Source organism: Nostoc sp. FACHB-133, assembly GCF_014698055.1.
Taxonomy (GTDB): Bacteria; Cyanobacteriota; Cyanobacteriia; order Cyanobacteriales; family Nostocaceae; genus Nostoc.
The window spans coordinates 1-21808 of the sequence record NZ_JACJSH010000071.1 but is presented as its reverse complement, the minus strand read 5'-3'; the positions used below and the strand labels follow the sequence as shown (position 1 = coordinate 21808).

Here is a 21808-nt window from a genome sequence, read left to right as displayed (position 1 = left end):
AACGATGGAAATCAAATTAACCACAGCAGAGATTCGGACTATTTTACAAGGATGTCAATATACGTTGCGGCTTGTGGGGAGTAGTAAGGATTATCGCAGGCTTCAATCGTCCGAGTACTTTTCTACATCAAATGGTGTGGTGTTAAACGATGCTTTCAATATTTTGGGAGAAGTAGTAGAGGCAATTGGTGAGGTGGAGCAATTTAATCAATAAGGAGAATCTGGACATAGAGCAAGAAATTAAGTAAGAATTCAGGTCTGAGGGTATTGACAAGTGCAACATCTTTACAGGAGTATCAACCTGAGTTCTTACAACTTGTTAACTATTAATACGATATCTTGAATAATCAATGGTCACAATTCCAATAATTGATTTAAGTGCTTTCACTCGTAGCAATGCAACAAATCGGCAAGCTGTCGTGAAACAAATTTATCAAGCTTGCCATGAAATCGGTTTCATCTACTTGCAAAATTCGGGAATCTCAAAAGACTTAATAGAGCAAGTGTTCAGCTACAATCAATCTTTTTTTAAACAACCTTTAGAAGTTAAGCAAAAGCTTGCTTGGAGTGATGAATTTTGTAATACAGGATATGTTGCTCTTGAAAGAGAACGTCTTGACCCTAATAAACCAGGTGACTTAAAAGAGGCGTTTAATGTCAACAAGGAAGGTAGTGTTGGAATGGATGCTTGTATTGTTGCTTTCTATGAAAGTTGCACAAAACTAGCTAACACAATATTGCAAATCTTTGCTTTGGCATTGGAATTGCCTGAAGATTTTTTGACGACAAAGCACAATCAATACAATCATACTTTGCGCTTGCTCCACTATCCCCCATTGCAAACACCACCCAAACCCGGACAAGTCCGTGCTGGGGAACACTCTGATTATGGCAGCATTACTTTACTTTTCCAAGATGAAGTTAGTGGGCTGGAAGTAAGAACAACAGCAGGAGAATGGATTGAGGCGGCTGCAATTCCTGATACTGTTATAGTTAATACTGGTGATTTAATGCAGAGGTGGACAAATCATGTTTTTTGTTCAACTCACCATCGGGTGATGATTCCTAATGACGGCAGGGTAAACCAGTCTCGGTATTCTATTGCTTTTTTCTGTCATCCTAATGATGATGTAGAGATTGCTTGTTTACAAAGTTGCCAAAAAGAAAAATCCCCTATTTATCCGCCTATTTTAGCAAGAGAATATCTTTTACAACGGTTACAAGCAACATATTAGATGGTTGTTGCTGAGTGGAAATTCGAGATGAAAACTTACGACTGGATTGTAGTTGGTGGTGGGATTACGGGTGCTGCACTTGCTTATGAATTAGGAAAAGCAGGCTTTGGCGTACTTCTGGTGGAAGAATATGAAATACCACAGAATGCAACTCGTTATAGTTATGGTGGGCTTGCGTATTGGTCGGGTACTACAGCATTTACTCGCCAATTGTGCAAAGAAGCAAGCGCTCGCTATCGTATCTTATCTCTTGAGTTAGACGCTGATATCGAGTTTCGGGAATTAGATTTATTACTGACTATTCCAGTTTCTAGTGACCCAGAAGCGATCGCTGCATCCTATAATAATTGTGCCGATGTACCACATTTACTTAGCCCAGAAGCAGCGATTGAACTGGAACCACTCCTAAATCAACAGGCGATATCTGGTGCTTTAACTGTTAAACACGGTCATATTCATCCACAAAAAACAGCACAAGCTTACATTCAAGCTTTTTTGCGTGGTGGGGGTGAAGTGCAAATTACCCAAGTATTGCAAATATTAGAAAGTGGTGTAAAAACCACTACTGCAACTTACCACAGTGCAAATGTTGTCATTTGTGCAGGTGGACTTAGCCGCCAACTATTAAAGGCATCTGGTATTTCCACTAAAATATATTTTACCCACGCAGAAATAATTGAAACTGCACCAGTTGATGTCAAGTTAAGCACCTTAGTTATGCCAGCAAATGTGCAACGATTTCAATTAGAAGCCCAATCTGCTCAAGTCGATGAAGTTTGGGATCATCCAGGTAATGAACCAGTAACAGCGATTTTAGATGCTGGCGCAATTCAATTTCAAGATGGCAGTTTACGCTTGGGTCAAATTAGCCGCGTTCTCACAGATCCTCATGCCAAGGTAAATTCACAAGCGAGTGAAAATTGGTTGCGAGAAAGTGTCGGGGAAGTGTTACCAACTTTGAAGAATTTACCAGGAATTTGGCATCATTGCTTAGTGGCATTTAGTAGGAATCAATTTCCTATAATTGGTGCTGTTCCAGGATTAGACAATGTTTATGTGTTTAGTGGATTAAGCAATCCGCTAGTAATGGTACCACCTTTAGCAGAACGCTTTGCTAATACCAATTCTCTATAAGTATAAGCCGATGTCAAAACTGAAGTACTTAAATATTTGTGCTGGAGTAATGGGAATAACAGCAGTACTGTTGGGAAGCACAATTATGTTCAAAGGGCTAACTAGCGGGGCAAGCGCAAGAAGTGTACTTGCAGGAACGTGTTTGTTATTAGGTGGTTCTTGTTTTGCTGTCAAGAGTCTGCATGAAATTCAAATCGAGTCAGAGATTGACAAAATATTAATTGAAAGACGCAACGCAATACCCACAAATTGTAGAGGATGCCGGAATTTTCATGGTATTGAATACGAAGGAGTAATGCTGGTTTGTGCGATACATCCTACTGGGGTAGAAGAGAAAACTTGCCCTGATTGGAAAAGTTTTAGGCAACGGGACAAGTCTTAGTATTCTTCAAAACAAGTTTTAGAACGAGAAACAACGATTGTATTTCAAGTTAACCACATCAGAGATTCAGGCTATATTGCAGGATTGTCAATATACGTTGCAGCTTATGGGGAGTAGTCGAGCTTATCGTAAAATTCAATCGTCAGAGCATTTTTTATCTGAAATGATGTGGCACTAAATGATGCTTTTTACGTTTTATATCAGCTAGTCAACGCAATCGAGCAGGTGAAGCAATTTACCTAACAAGGAGAATCAGATCATGGAGCAAGAAATTAAAGATGCAGTTGGTTTAGGCGTTCCTGAACTTGCCATAGAGTCGAAACCAAAACCGGAGCCAGAACTCAAATCAACAGTAACGATTTACGACTTCAGCACTTTGTTATCCAAACACGAACCGCCGAAAAAACCAACAATAAAAGATGAGCCTCCCTTCTCAATGGGCAGTACTGAATACTGTTCATCCTCGCGCTTACTTGATGAAAAATGTTCTGATTGGTCAGCCCATCAATCTAATGTTGTACATAGGAGCAATAATATGACATTCACTTTGGATAATCGCTCTCAAAATAAAGAATCTTCCTTAACTCAAGCATTACGGCAAATACAGCAGTTGAATTCTAAGATTCAGGAATTAGAGCAGCACCATCAAGACTATGTGCGTTCACAACAGAATTTGATTCCAGCCATCGCTGAGATTTGTGTTTCTCCGATACAGGAAGTCGAGGCCCTTCGTATTCTGATGTATCGAGGAGAAGCAGCTTGCCGACAGTATTTGCGTTCGGTGCTAGTCAAACAAAAGAAGGATTCATAATCTCTATCAAAGAAAGGAATTTAAATTATGAAACGGAATCAAACACGAGTAATTGTTGTAAGTCTGACCAGCACATTAGCGGCCATATCTATCGGGTATTTAGGAGTGCAAATTTTTGGCAGAAATACAATGTACATGATTGCAACAGGAATGTTAGGGCTGGGTACTGGGGGATCTATTGGTCAGGCTTTGGTAGAAAAAAGGCAGCAGCGAGTAGTACAAACACAATTAAGACAATAATAGGAGCAATCGCATGGAAACTTCAAAAGTTGTTACTATTCCCGATTATTGGACATTACCAAAATACTCGTTAGGGCAGAGAACCAAGCAGGGAGTGATTGTTGGGATTCAGTATTATCCACCCAATAATCTACTGACTGGCTTATGTAACGAATCTTGGCGTTATGCTGTCATAGATAAAAACGATTTTTCTGAAGTGTCACATCTTGAAGAGGAGAAAATTCATCCACTGACACCGATTGAATTACGTACTGAACTTGAAGCCGAGATTGAAGCGCATCAAACTAAAATTGTAATTCTCAAGCAACAGTTGGAGACAATATCCAATACTTAACTATTACGCCGTAAGTCTCCCACTGAATTTGGTACTCCAAATCAGTGGCGAGATATAAGGTGGTTGACGAGGATTGCATCCAATATTAACTTTTTGCACAGCAAAAACAAATATTAGATGTATGACGAGTCAACAATTATTTTCTTTTGCTTACTTATCACAAATTACATATTATGGTAAAATAAATGCATTGAGGAGGTGATGTTGAGTGTTGCACAAGGCTGTACAAGTTCGTTTATATCCATCAGTTGAGCAGCAAATTCAATTAGCTCAAGCTTTTGGTTGCGCTCGTTGGTGGTGGAATTATGCCCTAAATAAGTCAATTGAGACTTATAAGGAAACGGGGAAAGGACTTAGCCGTGCGGCACTCAACGCATTTCTTCCTACACTCAAAAAGGCAGAAGAGACTGTGTGGTTAGCTGATTGTTATAGCCAAGTTTTACAGGCTACGACACTCAATCTAACTACAGCCTACAAAAACTTTTTTGAGAAACGTGCTGGATTCCCTAAATTCAAATCTAGGAACGAAAAACAGTCTATCCAGTATCCTCAAAACGTCAAAATTGTAGATGGCAATGTTAAACTCCCTGGCAATATAGGGGTAATCAAAGCCAAAATACATAGACCGATTGAGGGGAAAATCAAAACTGTTACTGTAAGCAAAACACCTTCCGGTAAATACCTTGCGTCTATACTGACCGAGTTAGAGGGTGAAAACCCAATTATTTCAGAAGGTAAGATATATGGTATTGATTTAGGCTTGAAACACTTTGCTGTTGTAACCGATGGCGAGAAAGTTTCTAAATACGACAACCCTAAATACCTTGCCAAACATGAAAAAAATCTCAAGCGTAAGCAGAAAAAATTAGCACGTAAGGTAAAAGGGAGTAATTCAAGAAATAGATATAGAAGAGTTGTTGCCAAGGTGTACGAGCGAGTTAGTAATTCGCGGCAAGATTTTCTACATAAACTTAGTTATAAGTTGGTCAGCGATAGCCAAGCTGTCATAGTAGAGAATCTTCATGTCAAAGGCATGGTACGCAATCATAAATTGGCAAAGTCAATATCTGATGTGGGTTGGGGAACATTCACTAATTTTCTAGCCTACAAGCTAGAACGCAAAGGTGCGAGGTTAGTTGAGATTGATAGATGGTTCCCCAGTTCAAAACTTTGCTCTAATTGTTTCTATCAAATAGGTGAGATGCCATTGGATGTCCGTGACTGGACTTGTCCTCATTGTAATACTCATCATGATCGTGATGGAAACGCAGCCGCAAATATTAGAGCAGAGGGTATCAGAATGATAAAGGCGGAAGGTTCAGCCGTCTCTGCTGTAGGAGGGGAGGTAAGACCAAAACTAGGGCGAAAGTCCAAGTTGCGGCACTCCCTCGTGATTACAGAAGCCGACACTGTACTTGGTACTCCAAGTCAGTGTGGGTAGTTCACGTCGATGCCCACATACTGAGAAGTGTCTCTAATAATAGATGACTTGAGCAGTGTAGAGCCAACTTTTCACCAGAAATGGAAAAGTCCGAGTTAGAAGAATAATGCTCAACTTTTTACAAAAGATGGCGATTTATCCCATTCCTTCAATGTATGGGATAAATCGCCATTTACCGTAAGAATCAATAGTCATCTCACAAAGTTTAAACGTTGAGAACCTAGAAGAAAGGCTAGGTTAAACAGCACACACTTGTTGGCAAAAAAAATAATTCAAATAGGATTATTGCGATGAGCTTGACTATGCTGAAATCTTTTCACTGGCCGCTTGATGTATAATTTCTTTCTTTAACGAATCTGCTGCAACTGCTGCAATGGTTTCCCAATCTTCTTGTTTTAATAACAACCCAAGCAGTTCGCGCAGTATCTCTCGATTAGAAATGAATTCTTCGCCATAAAGTTCATCATTTTCCAGAGTAGCAAGTATGTATTCTCTTACCTCTGGTGTCGGCAATCTAAACTTTTCAAGTATTCTTTCTCTTGCAGCAATAACTGCGATTTTCGTAGCCGTGCCTAAATTCCAATTATTCAGTAGCAACCGCACTTCTCTATTTAGAGAAATACGCAACGTTGTGAAACGTCCCAAAAGTTCTAGATTGCCCATTAATCCGGCAAATGCTGAACCCCAATCTAATCCAGCCCCAATATTGCCACCAACTTTATCCTCAGCTCCAACAGCTTTTCTTAAGTATTCTTCATCAAATAATTGACTCATTTAGCTTTACTACCTCATACAGAAGAACGGCGAACTCCATACTCAAAGTAAACTAGATCGTCATAATCTTCATCTTCTCCCACATCAATCATGCCTTGGTTATCATAAAATTCTTCTACTCCCGGTAGTGAGTGTAACCCTACTCTTCCCTCATAACCTAGCTCTAAACTGCGAGTTCTGGCAAACGCTAAGAATGCAGTCCCAACACCTTTTAATTTCGGAGGACGTTGAATATATGTCCGATTCCAAGGTGCAGTAGCTATACCGTCAACATATACTAAGCGTTTTCCCTCTTGTAGACGAGAACCGTGCATTTGGGTTTCAATCAGCATTAACCCTTGAGTTTCATCTTCATATTCAATAGCATAACCTTCACGGTTTGCTTGTCTATTAATAATAAACTCAAGTTTAAACTCCCAGTCCCAAAATTTGTCTGATTGGTCGTACAGTTTCAATTGTTCTTTCCACTTGTTGGCATAATCATCGACGTGCTTTTGCAATAGCTCCACTAAATCTGCTTCCACAACCGTGTTATCTTGACCGCGAATTAGTTTTACCAAAAGAAGCATTGCACCAAAATTACCCATGAACTAATTGTATCAATACCATCAATCAGCAGCATAACCGTCTATCTAGCCCAAAAAGAACAATGGCTCTCGATCCCATTTCAGAAAAAAGCCCCAAAAACAGGGCTTTTTTTCATTCCTATTTTTTTTCGTCAACCCTGCCACTTCTTTTGTGACACCCATCCTGTATAGCTTTGAGTGCTTTCAAGTGACACCAAGTTCATAATTTAACCATGCCGCTTTTTGTGACATTCCTTTAATAGCAAGGGTTCTAGAGTTTTACCCAATCTTGCCGCTTTCTGTGACATCTATACACAGTAAGCCTTTTAGATGTCACGGCAGACCTTGCTGCTTTTTTGTGCCGCTTTGTGATCCGATGCGACAGTAAAATATAGATGACGTTTTAACCCAAATTCAGGCGGATCAACCAAAAAAAACCTCATTTACGCTCGCTAAACTCTTGGTAATTCCCCGTTGTGTCTATATTTGAATATGGTATGAATTAATGCTCATCTCTGCTGATACCAAAATTCCTTTTCCACGCTCCCTGGTTTATGCTACCTATCGGGACAAATTAGTTGAACTAGTTCCCTATATGCCAAACGTGCGTCAGATCACACTTTTATCACGTAAGGAAGCAGGCAGTAATATTTATACTGTCAATGAATGGCACGGTGGGAGTGAAATTCCAGCAGCAGCAAGAGTTCTGCTCAGTGAAGATATGCTTTCTTGGACAGAATATAATACCTGGAATCAGGCAGATTTGACAGTTGAATGGCGTATTGAAACTCACGCTTTCACAGAAGCAGTCAAGTGTTATGGCAAAAACCGCTTTCTGGAAGATGGTAATAATACAGTAATTGAAAGCCGTGGTGAACTAGTGATTGACCCGAAAAAAATTAAGGGAGTACCATTCTTTCTCACAAGTACAATTGCTCATGTAGTTGAAGATTTTTTAGGGAAAAATATACAACCAAACCTTGTAGCCATGAGCGCGGGAGTGCGCCAGTATCTAGAACAAAATCCATTAGATTGACATTATATTGAAAGGCAGAATGTCAATCTCATGGCGCACTCGTTCATTTAAAAGTCAAGTGGTGGGCGGGAAGTAAATGTATTAAAAGCTAAATATTCACTATGCGTTCGCTATACTTGCTAATTCTAACCAACGATTTAATTCTTTTTGGTTAATGATGCGTAACTTAGAGAAAGGAATACGGCGTTTAGATGCCCAACGGTAGAGGGTTCGCAAACTAACTTTGTAACCTATTTGTTCATAGATATAGTCCGGTAATTCCCGTCCTAAAAGTGGAAATTCCAGATTTTCTAAATCAATGCCAAAATTGGTAAATCGTGCTTTATCCTTCATCAGTAACAATGAAACGTCAGATAAAGAATACTTTTTGAAAGGATTTTGACGTTTCAGATATATCAGTCCTAATAAATAGCAGCACTCTTTGAGCTTGACTTCTCTCTTGTAAGGCTGAACGCCACATATTCTTAGGCAGTTACGCCAAGTTCTTTGACAAATATTCTTACCTAAAATATGTTCACAAGCTGTTTTCACCCAAGCAAGACTGTATGCTTCTTGAATATTTTGCATATTTTGTTGCTCCCTTTACTTCAACAATGCCCAGGTTAAACCTGGGCGCGAAAATTACTCTTCTTCTCCCTGATTGGCAACGTCAGGGGAAATTTTCTCTCTCAAGCGTTTGTTAATCATTCTCTTATTACTGCGCTCAACATAAACGCCAAAACCGTTTTCCCAAAATACACGATGTAGTTCTGATAATTTCCAACCCTCAAACTCGGCCAGTTCTTCTGCTTCTTCAAAGAGTGCTGTTGGCACGTAAAGTTCAATCCTGGTCATTCCCTGTGCTTTTGTTCTAGGCATTGTTGCATCCATATTTAATCACCCAGATTATCAAATGAGATTGGTTATGGGACAAGAACCCTACAAATAAATATTTTTGGGTTCTTATGTGATATGTAGCCAATATAGACTATATTAGTGGTGTAGTACCGTATAAGAAACAAAATAATATGGAAAAAATCAAACAAATACTAACTTTGCAAGGGATTGAGTTTGATGAGGGCGATATTTTGTCCGCCGCATCAGCTATTGGCATGGATGTTGATAATTTGAATGATGCCGAAGCCCAAGAAGTGGCAATTCAAGTTGTACAAGCCAAGAAATCAACTGCTTTGACCACTGCTAATGGCAAGTCCAAAAATGGCAATGGTAAACTCGGTAAAAACTCACCCCGCCGTAAATCCATTCCTCCATTGCAAGGCGCGATCGCTCATGCATCTCAGGTTTCAAACCAAGAAATTCAATCCTTGGAGGATGTTCTCAACGTCGGGATTGATGCTTACACAACTGATAAAGCTGACCAGTTGTTATCAACGATTCGCAATGCCCCCAAGGACGTGGTGAGTAAGTTTGTCTCTAAGGCGATGGAGGAAGAAGCTGACGTAGATTCCTTTCGTGCAATCGGTGACGAACTCGTTGCGGGTATTTTCGGCATTAGCCCAACAAATGCGACCGAATAAATTAATCTTGGTAGCAGCAGTACTGAATCTGCTGCTATTGACCCTCGTTTTGGGCGTGGCAATATATGGAGCAACAAGACCAAACCCATCGCAAAGCATTAAATATTCACCTGAAGAAGGACGGGGAATTGAATCTGTCGGGGCTGACACTAGAAAACCTATCTTCAGAAGAATTCCTAATAGTCCAGCAAATTATTGATGAGTCGAGAACGCGATCGCAGTCCAATAGACAGATTGAGGAGTTAATGCAACGGGGAATGATGGCTCAAACTGCGATCGCAGCAATAACAGTATTGATGTTTTCGTTCATGGGCATATATGGCATAACCCGATATATCGGTTCACAAGTTCAACAAGTACAGCAGACTTATACCAATTTTAAGTAGTAGGGGGGAGAAAAGAATGTTAGGGAAATGGCTTCCTGGTTTATTTGGCGGGAAAGGTGATGGAGTAGTATCAACGGATTTAAGAGTTGGGGATGCAACACAAATTGAGGGTAATTTACCTTCATCAATCCGCGATCGCTACACATTGCCAGCTTACACTACAGCACAGGAAGTTCTGGATGAAGCAGAAGTCGCTGGCACTCTAAAAGCACAGAAGTGGTTACATACAAAGTTCTCCCGGCACAAGCTCAAACAGTTGCAATCTTTAGCAGAGATGTATAAAAACCAGTTGGCATATTCTCAAGAAGCCATGAAGGTTGAGGAGGATTTGCAGCGAACCAGAGCATTGCATGGGGAAGCGGTGATCCGTCATGCTTTCGGTTCTATTGAACAACAACGTCAATTGGGGGGATACGAGAAAGCATTTGATGAAGTGGGAGACAGCTTTAGGTTCTAAAGGAGAAAAATATGAAAAATCAACAAGAACAAAATATCAAAGACCTCAAGCCAGAAGAATCCGTCACTTTAGAGGAAATACCAGAGAATATTCAGGAAATCCAAGAGCAGATGAACACAGAAGGAAAAACTTTAAACTGGACAACCTCATTTGATAACAACAAACCCAAATCAGTTACGTTTTTTATTTATTGAGATTATGCAAATTAAACTGTCCTTCGTTGGATATGCCGTCTCTGGAGTCGGGCTGTCAATGTTAATGGGATTTCTCTCAGTTTCTAGCCCAGTCAGTCAATTCTTGGTGTGGATTATTGGCATGATTTGCATTTGCGGTTTGGCAGTTGGTTTCTTTAACTTTGCTGGCTTAGTCGTTAAAGGATTCGGTTTCAACCGCAAGACTTTCACCATTGGGTTAATGCCTGGGGTGATATTCCTGTTTATTTTCTTAACATTAGTTGCAGCTGGTGTTGCGTTGGGGGTGCGATAGCAATGACATTTGAACTAGAACGGCTAACTGTTAGTAGTGCTATTCATGCAGAACGGACTATTTTATGTTCTTTAGGAGCAAGTGCAGTTATGTGTCTGTCTGCTCCTTTTTTCTTAAATACTGACCGAATAACAACCGGAATCTTACTCGGCGCTGGGACGATCAGTGCTGGGTTGTTTGGGGTATCCGCTCAAATCAGCGAAAGTAAGGAAAAAGTTTACCAGTCTTTGCTAGAAGCTGACCTCAAAGCACTCAAACAGCATTTACAGGGTCAGGCAGCATACAATTATGTCACTACTGCGATCGCAGCTAAACGCAGAGTTGCTGACTATGTAAATCGGCTACCAATGCAAGAGCGCCCCCGGTGGATAGCTGAATATCAGTTGCAAGGGTTGGTTACACTCCCAGAACCACCAGTACAACAATCATCCTCACCGACTGGTATTCCCAATCCCGATATTGCTGATATTGATGAAGAGTCGGTGCAGTCCGTGATTAATCCGGATGCGATGAAAATTCTGCAAGCCCTAGCAGCAAATTATCCTGGTTACATCAGAATTGATGGTGCTTGGATTGATGAACTGTGTGATGCTGCATCTAATCAAAATATGACTCTTCGCAGTAATCACCATTTTTACCTTTCTGGTGGAACACAGTCTGGGAAGTCCACTCTAGCAGGGGTGATTATCAATAAAATTGGTGTCAAGTCTCAAGCACCAGCAATTGTCATCGGCAGCGATCCAAAGGATGATGTCACCAGATGGCTGTGCAAGTTTAGCCGTAAGTTTGACGGCATGAAAGAATTAAAAAACTGGATTACCTTTGCAACTGGCATGATTGATCAACAAAAAGCAAGAGTTGCAAAAGTTGGTGGTGAATGTCACGGTGTCCCAGAATTATTTCTTGCTCAAGATGAAGTTGATAGTGTTTATGGTGGTGGTAAAGGACTTCCAGGAATGGTTGATGCTGACACTGCCAAAGACTTGCAAGGTTTTTGGAACTATATCATCAAATTCACTGCTGGGTTAAAAAGTCATGGTTTATTTATGGGCCAGTCCCCACTCTCTGGGGAAACCGGATTTAGCCGCCCGTCCTTGAAAAATGTTTGCTTTATTGCGATGGGGCAGACATCGAGTTATATCCTTGACCATCCCCAAGACTTTGTAAACGTTAAAAAGGAGATTCTGGAAGTCTTACGACAGGCTTGCGAAATGTTAGATAAAGCCGGAGTTCGATATGCCTTAGTGATTCCCACTCGCTCTAATCCCTTTGTTGCCCTAATCCCAGAATTTGATATCAAGGGTCTGGAACAAAAACAAGATTTCAAACCGAATGCTGACACTGTTAATAGTTCTAAAAATAATCAGCAATCCTTACAGCAGCAGGTTGACTGGTACGAAGAAATTAGAAAATGGGCAACAGAATTAGGGAGAAGACCGCATTTTCAGGAAATCAAACAAAAGTGGCACGAATTAACGGGGCAAGAATTAAACGAAAAGGGAGTAAAATTACTATTAGAAAATCTCGGCTACCCAGACAATTAAACTGGAATGCTCGGTATGGTAATCCCAAAGAGTACAGAAAACAAGTAGCAATCGCTCACCGAAAAACTCACAATTATTGTGTCGTTTGCCTGACTAAGAAAAGTGAAGAAATCCATCATGCTTACTACGGCAACGACATCATTGGTCAATCTACATTTCCTACGTGCTACCGTTGTCATAATGAGATTTGTCATAGTCCAATCAACTGGATAAAAAGCCCTAGTAACCCAGTTTGGGGCAATCGTAATACTGACGAATTTATTACGAGATTGAAGCTGGGATATCAGCTACTTTATGGAGGTGTTATTTGGTGATTAAGCTATTGATAAAATATGCACCAGATTCAGTTGTTGATGCTATGAATGATATTTCTTTAGCAGAACTGGACAAGCGAGGTTTAATAGTCTGGACAGACGCACTGCCACTAGAGCCAGAAGATGAAAACTCAGCATTTAATTTGGCTTCTCGTTTCACTGAAGTAACGCCTGATAATCTACTAGAACTTTTCATGACTATTGCTCAAATATACACAAACTACGGCGATTGTTTAGCCTTGAGATACTTGATGGAATTATCGGCAGAATACTTTGGATTGATCGGAGTTGAATAAAATGTATAACGAATACGATAATTTGAGTTTTGAAGAACAATTACACTTAACCGAATCCCTTGTCAGACAGCGACACAATCAGCAGATGTTCTTGCGCCGAAATGCTCAACTTTTGCGGGAGGAGTTAGAGCTTGAAGCTGAATTGTTAGAAGACAGTCCAGAGTTAGCTCAGGTGATTCATTCTTTTAATATGCAGGAGATTCAGAGTAATCAGCAAGGGCTAGAGAATGTTTTAGGTGCAGAAGGATTAGGGACAAAAAAGCAAAGTGTTTGGAGTAAGTTTTTTCCCGGATTGGGTGGGAGATAAATAATTAATGGGCTAAATCTATTTCTTTTGATGTTGCTAATAAAGGTTAAATTAAAGTGCCTTTTGTCAATCAGTTAAAATACTCAAAATAACCTTAATAAAAATTTTGACAGATCCCTTGCTGGTTCTAAAATGAAATTTGACTTCATCGCTGACACGCCTCAGTTTATGCAAAACTTTAGACAAGATATAAATGCCAGAGCTTCTATGGATTTGGAACAGCGAAGGACTTGGTATTCTCCTGTTGCTGATATTTATTACAACGCAAGACCACACTATCCGAAGGAATTAATTGATCGGTCTGTCGCTTTAGCCCAACTTGACTCAGATGCGTCGATTCTTGAGGTTGGTTGTGGTCCAGGAAATGCGACGGTGGCTTTTGCTCAATTTGGTTTTTCAATGACGTGTATTGAGCCAAACCAGGATTTTTATCATTTGGCACAACACAACTGTGATCGATATCCAAAAGTTACAATTTGCAATACTTCATTTGAGGAGTGGGAACTAGAAGCAAAACAGTTCAATGCGGTTTTAGGAGCCAATTCCTTTCACTGGATACCGCCAGAGATTAGATATACCAAGGTAGCATCGGCAATGTGCGATAACGGTTTTCTTATTTTGCTATGGAATCTGACCCCAGAACCGAAATACGAAATTTACCAAGTTCTAGAGGAAGTGTATCAAGCTTATGCTCCCTCATTTGCCCGATATGACGGTGCAGAAGTTCAAGCGGAGGTTTTGAGGGGTTTTGAACAAGAGATTTTAGACTCCAATTGTTTTCAAGAGTTGGTTGTCGAGCAAACCACGTGTAAAGTCACCTATAGCATTGATGACTACCTCAAGCTTTTGATTACCTTGCACAGAGTAGAGCCACAAGCCAAAGAGTTACTATGCGTAGGATTGCGAGAGAAGCTAGAAAAATTTGGAGATAGCGTACAACTTGAGTTTCTTTCTGCTGTTCATGTTGCCCGCAAAGCACCTGTGAGAGGTTAGGCACTTGCCAAGAATAAATCAGCCCAGCCGTCGCTTTCACCTTGAGGGCTTTCATCACTGAATTTTGAATCCTGGCTCCTGAATCGGATGAAAATAAATCAATAAACTAGTTGTTGGGTGAGTACATTTTTTCTTTGCTCAATTGCCATGATTTGCTGTACCTGCCTGCCATAAGTAATTTCTTGGTCTGCGGTTAACATTGGGTAACGACCAATCTCTTGCAAATAGATACGAAACATGTATGGACTCAGGCTGGACATACGACAAAACTTTTTTGATATTTAGACGAACTTAAAAGTATAAATCAAATCAGTGAATTAATTTTCCTGATTTAAACAGCCAAAAATATTAACCTGAGATTGCAATAGATGAATTCAATCTAGAAGATAATCATTTTTAAGGATGTCCGTCATCAATTGAAGACACCTCAAGAGCGATCGCCTACTATACCTCCGTTCCAAGGTTCTACCTGTGGTAAATTTTGTAATTAAACTTAACTTGTTGAGAATTAATTATGGCATTACCCAAGCTACTTTGAGAGTTCCTGACTTAACGGGAAAAGTCAGGTTTCCTGTATTTGAAAATCGGGTGAATTAGTAAAAAAATACTTCAATACCTTAAATAGAAGGGGGTAGGTGTTATATGTTTATACATACAAATCATCTTGCTCACGAGTGAGCGCATAGATGCGAAATAGGTTTAGGTAGCTTTCATACCTGCTATATAGGTATTTAAAAGCATATTTGTGTACATAAAAAGACTCAGAGCCGAATACTAAAAAAAGGACATCAGTATGGTAATTACTAGACGGGATGCACTCAACTTAATCGGAAAGAGTACGCTTATGCTACCGCTAGGGGCTTTGAGTATGGGAGCTGGCCAGTTCAGCCCACAAATTAAACTTTTTCAACAGCCATTTCGGATTCCACCTGTTCTCAATCCTGTACATAGTGACTCTAATGGAGATTACTATGAAATCACTATGCAACAAAGCCAAGTAGAGATTTTACCAGGATTAAACACTAAGATTTGGGGCTACAATGGCATGACACCTGGCCCTACTATTCGAGCGCAACGCGGTAGACAATCAATAGTACGTTTTATTAATAATTTGCCAGAATCAATGGTAATCCATCTGCATGGGATGGCTTCTTTACCTCAGTATGATGGTTACGCAGAAGATTTTATTCCCTTTGGTTACTACAAAGATTATATCTATCCTAACAACCGGGCGGCTACCCTCTGGTATCATGACCACGCACTTCACCAAACCTCTCGTCATGTATATATGGGGTTAGCAGGCATGTACATTATTGAGGATGACCTAGAGTTAAATCTGCCTTTGCCGAAAGGAGACTACGATATACCTCTGATTATTCAAGACAAAAGATTTGACAGTGATGGCTCCCTTATTTTTGACGATCGCCGTCAAAGAGGTCTATATGGCGATATCATGCTGGTGAATGGAGTACCTTATCCTCGGATGGAGGTAGCGAATCGCAAGTATCGTTTCCGAATATTAAATGCTGGTACTTCTCGCACATGTCAACTACAACTAAGTACAAAAGATGATTTAATTATCATCGCCTCCGATGCTGGATTACTCAGCGCCCCCGTCAGAACGAAAAATCTACGGATTGGTGTCGCTGAACGTTATGAATTTATTATCGATTTTTCTAAATATCCCATTGGTACCCAAGTAGTGTTACAGAATCCTATATTCTCAAGTAACATCGATTCTGACAATCGTACTCAGCAAGTAATGCGTTTTGATGTGGTCAGGCAAGAAAGCGATGATAGTGACATACCCAATACTTTACGTCCTGTACAGATAATACCAGTATCTTCAGCAGTCAGAACCAGAACCTTTAGCTTTGGTCGTGGCAACCAACTATGGCAGATTAACAATAGAACTTGGGATAAGAACAGGATTGATGCCAATCCGAGTGTTGGTGATGTTGAGATTTGGAACCTCGTAAATACTGGAGGTGAGTGGATACATCCTGTACACATTCATCTTGTAGATTTACAGATGATAGACCGCAATGGCTTGCCACCATTACCTTATGAACGAGGTTGGAAAGATGTATTCTTGGTGGAATCAGGTCAAACTGTACGGGTGATAGCCAAATATGGACCTCATGCAGGTAAGTATATGATGCACTGCCATAACTTGGTTCATGAAGACCACGATATGATGACTCAATTTGAGGTCGGCTCAGGGGGAGCAAATCCAATCACAACAGCGAAAGCAAAACCACTTCCCGCACCACCCTTCTAAAATTTTAGTCTCCATACAGTTGTTGATCGAATTTTTCCATTTTCTCCATATCATAAGGATGAGGAGGTTGAGGATTAGTACCTTGGACTATGGGTTTTGGTGTTTGCTTAGAAGTTGACTCTAATGTTTTTGCAGAACTATCCTGTTTTTGATTATTTTGTGTAGTTTCAGAGGATTTAACAGTTTCAGTTGGTTCTAATTTCATCTGCGGCTGAGGATTAGTTACAGTCACTTCTGCAATCAATGCTAAGTTTTGTGACAGTGGCATACTAAAAGCGATTGGAGCTAAAAGTAAGGAAGAAAGAAACAGAATTATTGACACAAAAAATATTTTCAACATAAGTTTTTCTCTTTTAGTGAAGAGGAGCTTTTACCCTAATCGTAGCTTAAGAAACTGTTAATCATTTTATTTTGCAGTAGTTCCAATGCTAAAGGCTAATATTATTTCTTACCTGCTTGCACACGCCCTTTTCTACCTTGTGTCACCTTCGATTCTGATTCTTACTTACTGGAGTTAACCATTTTCACCAAGGAAGAATGTAGTTAGTGTATGCCCTGGCCCTACTTCTAGTAAGACTTGCTCTGGCGTTGCCAATAATTTCTCTACACCTTGGGCAAACAGTACTGTGGAACGCAGATGTTGAGCGTAGTAGTCAGGATTTGTGGCTTGGGTGACTGTAATCCAAGTACCAGTTAGGTTGGAAATATAAGGAATTTTTGAGGGATTTAAAGTAATTTTTTTTACTTGCTCTGTAAATACCTCTAAAATTGGTTCCATCATTTACGAATGGAAAGCATGGGAAGTATGCAGTTGGCGAGATTCAATCCCTTGAGCAGCAAGCTGATTTTGTAGTACCTCTATTGCTGCTATGGAACCGGAAACTACACACTGTGATCGCTGATTAATCGCAGCAACAGAAAGTTCTGAACCTAACAGAGATTGTACCTTGTCTGCGGACAGAGGAACTCAAAGCATTGCTCCAGTGGGAAGTTGCTGCATCAACTGTCCGCGTGTTGCTACCAGAGATAAGGCATCTTCTAGAGAAAAAACTTCTGCAAGAGTTGCGGCTACATACTCGCCAATACTATGACCGATCGCAGCTTCGGTTACATTCTTTCTTACAATTATCCAATTGAAATCAACTGTATTCAGCTAGGCTTAATCTAAATGACGCGACAATTCTGGCAATACCACAACGTCTTACCAGCTTATGTCCCAGACAAAGCATTTTCTAAATCAGCTTGCAAGTCTAATACATTCTCAATACCCACAGAAAGACGGACTAAATTATCATTAATTCCCCGCTTATATCTTTCTGCATCTGGTAAAGAACCATGAGTCATTTTCGCAGGATAACAAAGTAATGACTCTACACCTCCTAAACTTTCTGCTAACAAAAACAGCTTGAGACGAGCAGCAAATTTTTCCACTTCTGCAAAACCGCCTTTTAATTCCAAACTAATCATCCCACCAAAACCAGACATTTGTGATTTTGCCAATTGGTGCTGTTCGTAGCTAGGTAAACCGGGATAATAAATACGCTCGACTTTGGGATGTTGTGCTAAAAATTTAGCTAATACTAAAGCATTTTTTTCGTGTTCTCGCATTCTCACAGCTAGAGTTTTAATTCCTCTCAGTACTAACCAGCTATCAAAAGGACTAGGAACTGCCCCAATTGCATTTTGATAAAATTTCAATTCGGTGTATAGTTGCTGATTAGATGTCACAACTGCACCGCCAATAACATCGCTATGCCCTCCTAGATATTTGGTGGTGCTGTGGACTACAATATCTGCACCCAATTCCAGTGGTCTTTGAAAATAAGGACTGGCGAAGGTATTATCAACTACTAAAATGATATTGTGTTGACGAGCAATTTTTACTAACGCAGCAATATCAATTATTTTTAACAAGGGATTGGTTGGAGTTTCCACCCAAATCAATTTAGTCTGGGGTTGAATAGCAGCCTCAAAGTTAGAGATATCATCAATATCTACATAAGTGGTTATTACATCCCAATTTTTCACTACTTTTTCTAACAAACGATAAGTACCACCATATAAATCATCCCCAGCAACAATATGATCGCCACTTTTGAGTAAACTTAAAACTGTGGTAGTAGCAGCTAATCCAGAGGCAAATGCTAAACCAAATTTAGCGTTTTCAATAGCAGCTAAAGCTTCTTCTAAAGCATTTCGGGTAGGATTTCCCGTGCGAGAATATTCATATCCTTTGTGTTGACCTATTGCGGCTTGCTCGTATGTAGAAGTTAAATAAATCGGCACAATCACAGCACCTGTTTCTGGGTCTGATGGTTGTCCTTCATGAATTGCTTTTGTTTCAAATTCCATTTTTTTCTCGTCTTAGTTTTGACTAATCCAATATCTAATTAAATCTGCTCTGGTAATTAATCCAATAGGAGTATTATGCCGCGTAATAATAATTCCTGTAGTTCCAGATAAAAGCACTCGATAGGCTTCTGCTACATCCACATTTTCATCGAGAATTGGTAGCGGCTTACCCATCACAGCTAAAACTGTTTGGTTAGAAAAATTAATTCCGTCATGCAGAAATTTCATTAACGATGCCTCATTCAAGCTACCTACTACTTGATTGTGATCAATAACAGGTAACTGGGATATATTTAGCTTTTGCAGCAGATTTGTGGCATTAATTAAAGTATCATTGGAACTAATAGCTACTAAAGAAGGGAAATCAGTTTTTTGTTGTAAAATTTCTTCAACCTTGATAGTTTTTACAGTTTTACCTTCCCAAAAACTATTTTCCTGCATCCAGACATCAGAGTAGATTTTATTAATGTAGTTTCTGCCTGTATCGGGTAATAAAACTACAATATACTTTGGCTGTGATAGTCGATTTGCATACTTGAGAGCTGCGGTTACTACTGTACCACAAGAACCTCCCACTAGTAAGCCTTCTTCTCTGGCTAGACGACGCGCCATATTAAAAGATTCTTTATCAGTAACTCGAATCATTTCATCAACTAATTGACGATTAAAAGTTTTAGGAATAAAGTCTTCCCCAATTCCTTCAACTTTATAAGATTTAGGGCTATCTCCTGATAAAATAGACCCTTCTGGATCTGCACCAACAATTACAATATTGGGATTTTGCTCTTTGAGATATTTTGCCACTCCAGAAATTGTGCCGCCAGTTCCCATACCTGCAACAAAAACTTCAACTTTACCTTGACTATCTGACCAAATTTCTGGGCCAGTAGTTAAGTAATGAGCTAAAGGATTGTGGGGATTTTCAAATTGATTTGGTCTATAAGCGCCCGGTATTTCTTTAGCTAATCTTTCAGCGACACCGTTATAACTTTCTGGAGAATCAGGTGCTACAGATGTGGGTGTGACAACTACTTCTGCGCCATAAGCTTTGAGCAGATTAATTTTATCCTGACTCATCTTATCAGGCATGACAAAAATACATTGATATTTTTTCACTGCGGCGATTAATGCTAATCCTACACCAGTATTACCTGCGGTAGCTTCAATAATAGTTCCCCCTGGTTGTAGTTCACCTGTTTTTTCAGCTTGTTCAATCATTGCCAGAGCAATTCTATCTTTGGTACTACCACCAGGATTCAGATATTCTACTTTGGCATAAATAGGAGATTGGGTATTTTCAGTTACGTGATGCAGTCTGACTAAGGGAGTTTTACCAATTACTTGCAAGATATTTTCGTAAGTAGTCATATTTACCCTCTAGAGTTATGAATCTTTCTTTTTGTTGGATTGAGGGATGTTGAAATTCAGCACTAAGAAAGAAATTAATTTCAGAATGTAGGTTTGAGATTTGACTGTAGCTTTAGTAATTTTTTACTTGCTGTTTGTAATGTTTCTGATTTTTTACTAAAGCAAAAGCGGATAAATGAATTTCCGTTTTCTGGTTGGTTAAAAAAGCTAGAACCTGGAACTACAGCAATACCAATTTCTTTGATTAAATAGTTGGTAAATTCAATATCAGTTTTATAGCCAAATTTAGAAATATCCGCAAATATGTAATATGCACCTTGGGGGACAAAATAAGGAATTCCGACTTGATCTAAAATTTGGAGAATGCTATTTCTTTTATCATGATACAGTCTAGCTAGTTCTTGATAATAAGATGGCGGCAACTGCATGGCGGCTACTCCGGCTCGTTGTAATGGTGCAGGCGCACCCACAGTAAGAAAATCATGAACTTTTCTGATAGCTCCTGTTAATTCAGGTGTTGCTAAAATATAGCCGACTCGCCAACCAGTGACGCTGTAGGTTTTGGAAAGACCGTTAATGGTAATAGTACGATCTGCCATTCCTGGAAGGGTGCCTAGTAGTACGCCAAGGGAACTTGGCGGGGTAAAGGGGAAGGGGGAAGGGGGAAAGGGTTTAAATCCTTTCCCCTTTTCCCTTTCCCCTTTCCCCAGTCCTCACTTAGCATTTTTGGGTTGGCAGACTACTAGTGCAATATGTTGAGTACCATCATAGAGAATGTGTTCATAGATTTCATCTGTAAATGCGAGAACATCCCACTTTTGACATAGTTCGGCAATTAGGGTAAGTTCTTCACGGTTAAAAACTTTGCCTGTGGGATTGTGTGGGGTGTTGATAATAATAGCTTTTGTATTGTTGTTGAAAGCTTGACGCAACTCAGCTTCATCAAATGTCCAGTCAGGGGGATATAGTGTGACGTATCGGGGTGTCGCACCAGCTAAAATTGCATCGGGGCCATAGTTTTCGTAATACGGCTCAAACACAATTCTGGATTGTCGTGCAGAACCCTCACACCGATGACTTGGGCATTTCTGGCGGACTGCGATCGCCTCCGGCGGGCGGTTACGCCATCGCAGTTAACCTCTGTGGCGTTGGTTCATCCTGATAACGTCCCATCTTACAATACCATGATTGCCACTCAACTCATCCCCAGCGATCGCAAGATTACCTCAACCCAAATAATGGAGATTGCTGCACAATCACCAGTTGATCGAGCAGTTTATTACGGCGGCATCAATGAATGGATACCAATGCCTCTGTTAAAGAATTTCTCTGCTTATGACCGGGATACCAAAAACTTTATTGACTCTGCATCAAGTAATAAGCAAACCTCTCAAGCTGAAACTAAGGAGTCAAGCACACCAACAACCCAAGCTCAACAGATGTTGGCGCTCTTAGAGGATGTTTTAAAAGTCGAAGCGAGTTAAAAATTATGCCAGTCGCCTGACCATAATCCGGATCATCGCAATGTAAATAAAAGTCTCAGAGGTTTCTGGT

At 40.0% G+C, this 21808-nt stretch carries 32 protein-coding genes; 21 read left to right on the top strand and 11 right to left on the bottom strand.

Translation table 11 applies throughout. The annotated features are described in order from the left end of the window. The first annotated feature begins 4 nt into the window (after window positions 1-4). The 8 genes from H6G86_RS32735 (at window position 5) to H6G86_RS32700 (ending at window position 5577) form a co-directional block, all read left to right on the top strand. Window positions 5-214: a hypothetical protein gene (locus H6G86_RS32735; protein ID WP_190937812.1), complete on the top strand. Its 210-nt coding sequence runs from the start codon at window positions 5-7 to the stop codon at window positions 212-214. Between the two features lie 136 nt (window positions 215-350). Beyond that, the gene (locus H6G86_RS32730; protein ID WP_190937811.1) at window positions 351-1235 is read left to right on the top strand and encodes an isopenicillin N synthase family dioxygenase; all 885 of its coding nucleotides are present in this window, start codon (window positions 351-353) and stop codon (window positions 1233-1235) included. Between the two features lie 27 nt (window positions 1236-1262). Next, window positions 1263-2369: an NAD(P)/FAD-dependent oxidoreductase gene (locus H6G86_RS32725; RefSeq protein WP_190937810.1), complete on the top strand. Its 1107-nt coding sequence runs from the start codon at window positions 1263-1265 to the stop codon at window positions 2367-2369. Window positions 2370-2379: 10 nt separating this feature from the next. Continuing rightward, window positions 2380-2751: a hypothetical protein gene (locus H6G86_RS32720; protein ID WP_190937809.1), complete on the top strand. Its 372-nt coding sequence runs from the start codon at window positions 2380-2382 to the stop codon at window positions 2749-2751. 259 nt (window positions 2752-3010) lie between these two features. After that, a complete protein-coding gene (locus H6G86_RS39135) occupies window positions 3011-3562 on the top strand; it encodes a hypothetical protein (protein WP_242065092.1) in 552 nt (183 codons plus the stop codon). A gap of 27 nt (window positions 3563-3589) precedes the next feature. After that, complete coding sequence (locus H6G86_RS32710; protein ID WP_190937808.1) at window positions 3590-3802, top strand: hypothetical protein; 213 nt, start codon at window positions 3590-3592, stop codon at window positions 3800-3802. A gap of 13 nt (window positions 3803-3815) precedes the next feature. Further along, window positions 3816-4136, top strand: a complete 321-nt coding sequence (locus H6G86_RS32705; RefSeq protein WP_190937807.1) for a hypothetical protein — start codon at window positions 3816-3818, stop codon at window positions 4134-4136. Between the two features lie 208 nt (window positions 4137-4344). Further along, window positions 4345-5577 carry an RNA-guided endonuclease InsQ/TnpB family protein gene (locus tag H6G86_RS32700; RefSeq protein ID WP_190937806.1) on the top strand — a complete coding sequence of 411 codons (1233 nt, stop codon included), beginning with the start codon at window positions 4345-4347 and terminating at the stop codon, window positions 5575-5577. Window positions 5578-5877: 300 nt separating this feature from the next. Here the strand turns inward: H6G86_RS32700 and H6G86_RS32695 are convergent, their stop codons facing one another. After that, window positions 5878-6351: a hypothetical protein gene (locus tag H6G86_RS32695; protein WP_190937805.1), complete on the bottom strand. Its 474-nt coding sequence runs from the start codon at window positions 6349-6351 to the stop codon at window positions 5878-5880. A 14-nt stretch (window positions 6352-6365) separates the two neighbouring features. Continuing rightward, entirely contained in the window at window positions 6366-6920 is a 555-nt protein-coding gene (locus tag H6G86_RS32690) for a GNAT family N-acetyltransferase (RefSeq protein ID WP_190937827.1), read from the bottom strand. Window positions 6921-7422: 502 nt separating this feature from the next. On the opposite strand from H6G86_RS32690, the gene H6G86_RS32685 reads away from it, so the two are divergent. Continuing rightward, the gene (locus H6G86_RS32685) at window positions 7423-7953 is read left to right on the top strand and encodes a hypothetical protein (protein WP_190937804.1); all 531 of its coding nucleotides are present in this window, start codon (window positions 7423-7425) and stop codon (window positions 7951-7953) included. Between the two features lie 99 nt (window positions 7954-8052). Here H6G86_RS32685 and H6G86_RS32680 read toward each other — a convergent pair whose 3' ends face one another. After that, a complete protein-coding gene (locus H6G86_RS32680) occupies window positions 8053-8520 on the bottom strand; it encodes a helix-turn-helix domain-containing protein (RefSeq protein ID WP_190937803.1) in 468 nt (155 codons plus the stop codon). 54 nt (window positions 8521-8574) lie between these two features. Further along, window positions 8575-8811 (bottom strand): hypothetical protein, encoded by a 237-nt coding sequence (locus H6G86_RS32675; RefSeq protein WP_242065091.1) that lies wholly within the window; start codon window positions 8809-8811, stop codon window positions 8575-8577. A gap of 149 nt (window positions 8812-8960) precedes the next feature. On the opposite strand from H6G86_RS32675, the gene H6G86_RS32670 reads away from it, so the two are divergent. The 9 genes from H6G86_RS32670 (at window position 8961) to H6G86_RS32625 (ending at window position 14253) form a co-directional block, all read left to right on the top strand. Continuing rightward, the gene (locus H6G86_RS32670; RefSeq protein ID WP_190937801.1) at window positions 8961-9470 is read left to right on the top strand and encodes a hypothetical protein; all 510 of its coding nucleotides are present in this window, start codon (window positions 8961-8963) and stop codon (window positions 9468-9470) included. A 65-nt stretch (window positions 9471-9535) separates the two neighbouring features. Next, window positions 9536-9856: a hypothetical protein gene (locus H6G86_RS32665; RefSeq protein ID WP_190937800.1), complete on the top strand. Its 321-nt coding sequence runs from the start codon at window positions 9536-9538 to the stop codon at window positions 9854-9856. A 16-nt stretch (window positions 9857-9872) separates the two neighbouring features. Beyond that, window positions 9873-10313, top strand: a complete 441-nt coding sequence (locus H6G86_RS32660) for a hypothetical protein (protein ID WP_190937799.1) — start codon at window positions 9873-9875, stop codon at window positions 10311-10313. 11 nt (window positions 10314-10324) lie between these two features. Further along, entirely contained in the window at window positions 10325-10507 is a 183-nt protein-coding gene (locus H6G86_RS32655; RefSeq protein WP_190937798.1) for a hypothetical protein, read from the top strand. A 4-nt stretch (window positions 10508-10511) separates the two neighbouring features. Further along, the gene (locus tag H6G86_RS32650) at window positions 10512-10799 is read left to right on the top strand and encodes a hypothetical protein (RefSeq protein WP_190937797.1); all 288 of its coding nucleotides are present in this window, start codon (window positions 10512-10514) and stop codon (window positions 10797-10799) included. 2 nt (window positions 10800-10801) lie between these two features. Further along, complete coding sequence (locus tag H6G86_RS32645) at window positions 10802-12343, top strand: Ku family protein (protein WP_190937796.1); 1542 nt, start codon at window positions 10802-10804, stop codon at window positions 12341-12343. Window positions 12344-12653: 310 nt separating this feature from the next. After that, window positions 12654-12953: a hypothetical protein gene (locus H6G86_RS32635; protein WP_190937795.1), complete on the top strand. Its 300-nt coding sequence runs from the start codon at window positions 12654-12656 to the stop codon at window positions 12951-12953. A 1-nt stretch (window position 12954) separates the two neighbouring features. Continuing rightward, window positions 12955-13260, top strand: coding sequence for a hypothetical protein (locus H6G86_RS32630; protein ID WP_190937794.1), 306 nt, complete (start codon window positions 12955-12957; stop codon window positions 13258-13260). 132 nt (window positions 13261-13392) lie between these two features. Further along, a complete protein-coding gene (locus H6G86_RS32625; RefSeq protein WP_242065090.1) occupies window positions 13393-14253 on the top strand; it encodes a class I SAM-dependent methyltransferase in 861 nt (286 codons plus the stop codon). A 98-nt stretch (window positions 14254-14351) separates the two neighbouring features. Here H6G86_RS32625 and H6G86_RS32620 read toward each other — a convergent pair whose 3' ends face one another. Next, window positions 14352-14492, bottom strand: coding sequence for a sigma-70 factor domain-containing protein (locus tag H6G86_RS32620; RefSeq protein WP_242065089.1), 141 nt, complete (start codon window positions 14490-14492; stop codon window positions 14352-14354). A 554-nt stretch (window positions 14493-15046) separates the two neighbouring features. Here H6G86_RS32620 and H6G86_RS32615 point away from each other — a divergent pair. After that, window positions 15047-16534, top strand: coding sequence for a multicopper oxidase family protein (locus H6G86_RS32615; RefSeq protein WP_190937792.1), 1488 nt, complete (start codon window positions 15047-15049; stop codon window positions 16532-16534). Window positions 16535-16538: 4 nt separating this feature from the next. Here the strand turns inward: H6G86_RS32615 and H6G86_RS32610 are convergent, their stop codons facing one another. Continuing rightward, window positions 16539-16874 carry a hypothetical protein gene (locus H6G86_RS32610; RefSeq protein WP_190937791.1) on the bottom strand — a complete coding sequence of 112 codons (336 nt, stop codon included), beginning with the start codon at window positions 16872-16874 and terminating at the stop codon, window positions 16539-16541. 174 nt (window positions 16875-17048) lie between these two features. Beyond that, window positions 17049-17315 (bottom strand): hypothetical protein, encoded by a 267-nt coding sequence (locus H6G86_RS40255; RefSeq protein ID WP_520449549.1) that lies wholly within the window; start codon window positions 17313-17315, stop codon window positions 17049-17051. 194 nt (window positions 17316-17509) lie between these two features. Here H6G86_RS40255 and H6G86_RS40250 point away from each other — a divergent pair, with 194 nt between their 5' ends. Next, a complete protein-coding gene (locus tag H6G86_RS40250) occupies window positions 17510-17671 on the top strand; it encodes a hypothetical protein (RefSeq protein WP_524538520.1) in 162 nt (53 codons plus the stop codon). 72 nt (window positions 17672-17743) lie between these two features. Here H6G86_RS40250 and H6G86_RS32600 read toward each other — a convergent pair whose 3' ends face one another. The 4 genes from H6G86_RS32600 to H6G86_RS32585 all read right to left on the bottom strand — a co-directional run bounded on the left by H6G86_RS32600 (window position 17744) and on the right by H6G86_RS32585 (window position 21294). After that, window positions 17744-18886: a cystathionine gamma-synthase gene (locus H6G86_RS32600; RefSeq protein WP_190937790.1), complete on the bottom strand. Its 1143-nt coding sequence runs from the start codon at window positions 18884-18886 to the stop codon at window positions 17744-17746. A 12-nt stretch (window positions 18887-18898) separates the two neighbouring features. Further along, the gene (locus tag H6G86_RS32595) at window positions 18899-20254 is read right to left on the bottom strand and encodes a cystathionine beta-synthase (protein WP_190937789.1); all 1356 of its coding nucleotides are present in this window, start codon (window positions 20252-20254) and stop codon (window positions 18899-18901) included. A gap of 80 nt (window positions 20255-20334) precedes the next feature. Continuing rightward, entirely contained in the window at window positions 20335-20853 is a 519-nt protein-coding gene (locus H6G86_RS32590; protein WP_242065088.1) for a pyridoxal phosphate-dependent aminotransferase, read from the bottom strand. Window positions 20854-20967: 114 nt separating this feature from the next. Then, entirely contained in the window at window positions 20968-21294 is a 327-nt protein-coding gene (locus H6G86_RS32585) for an aminotransferase class I/II-fold pyridoxal phosphate-dependent enzyme (protein ID WP_313931538.1), read from the bottom strand. A 33-nt stretch (window positions 21295-21327) separates the two neighbouring features. Between H6G86_RS32585 and H6G86_RS32580 the strand changes: the two genes are divergently transcribed. Next, on the top strand, window positions 21328-21738 hold the full coding sequence (locus tag H6G86_RS32580) for a hypothetical protein (RefSeq protein WP_242065087.1): 411 nt from the start codon (window positions 21328-21330) through the stop codon (window positions 21736-21738). Window positions 21739-21808 lie beyond the last annotated feature (70 nt).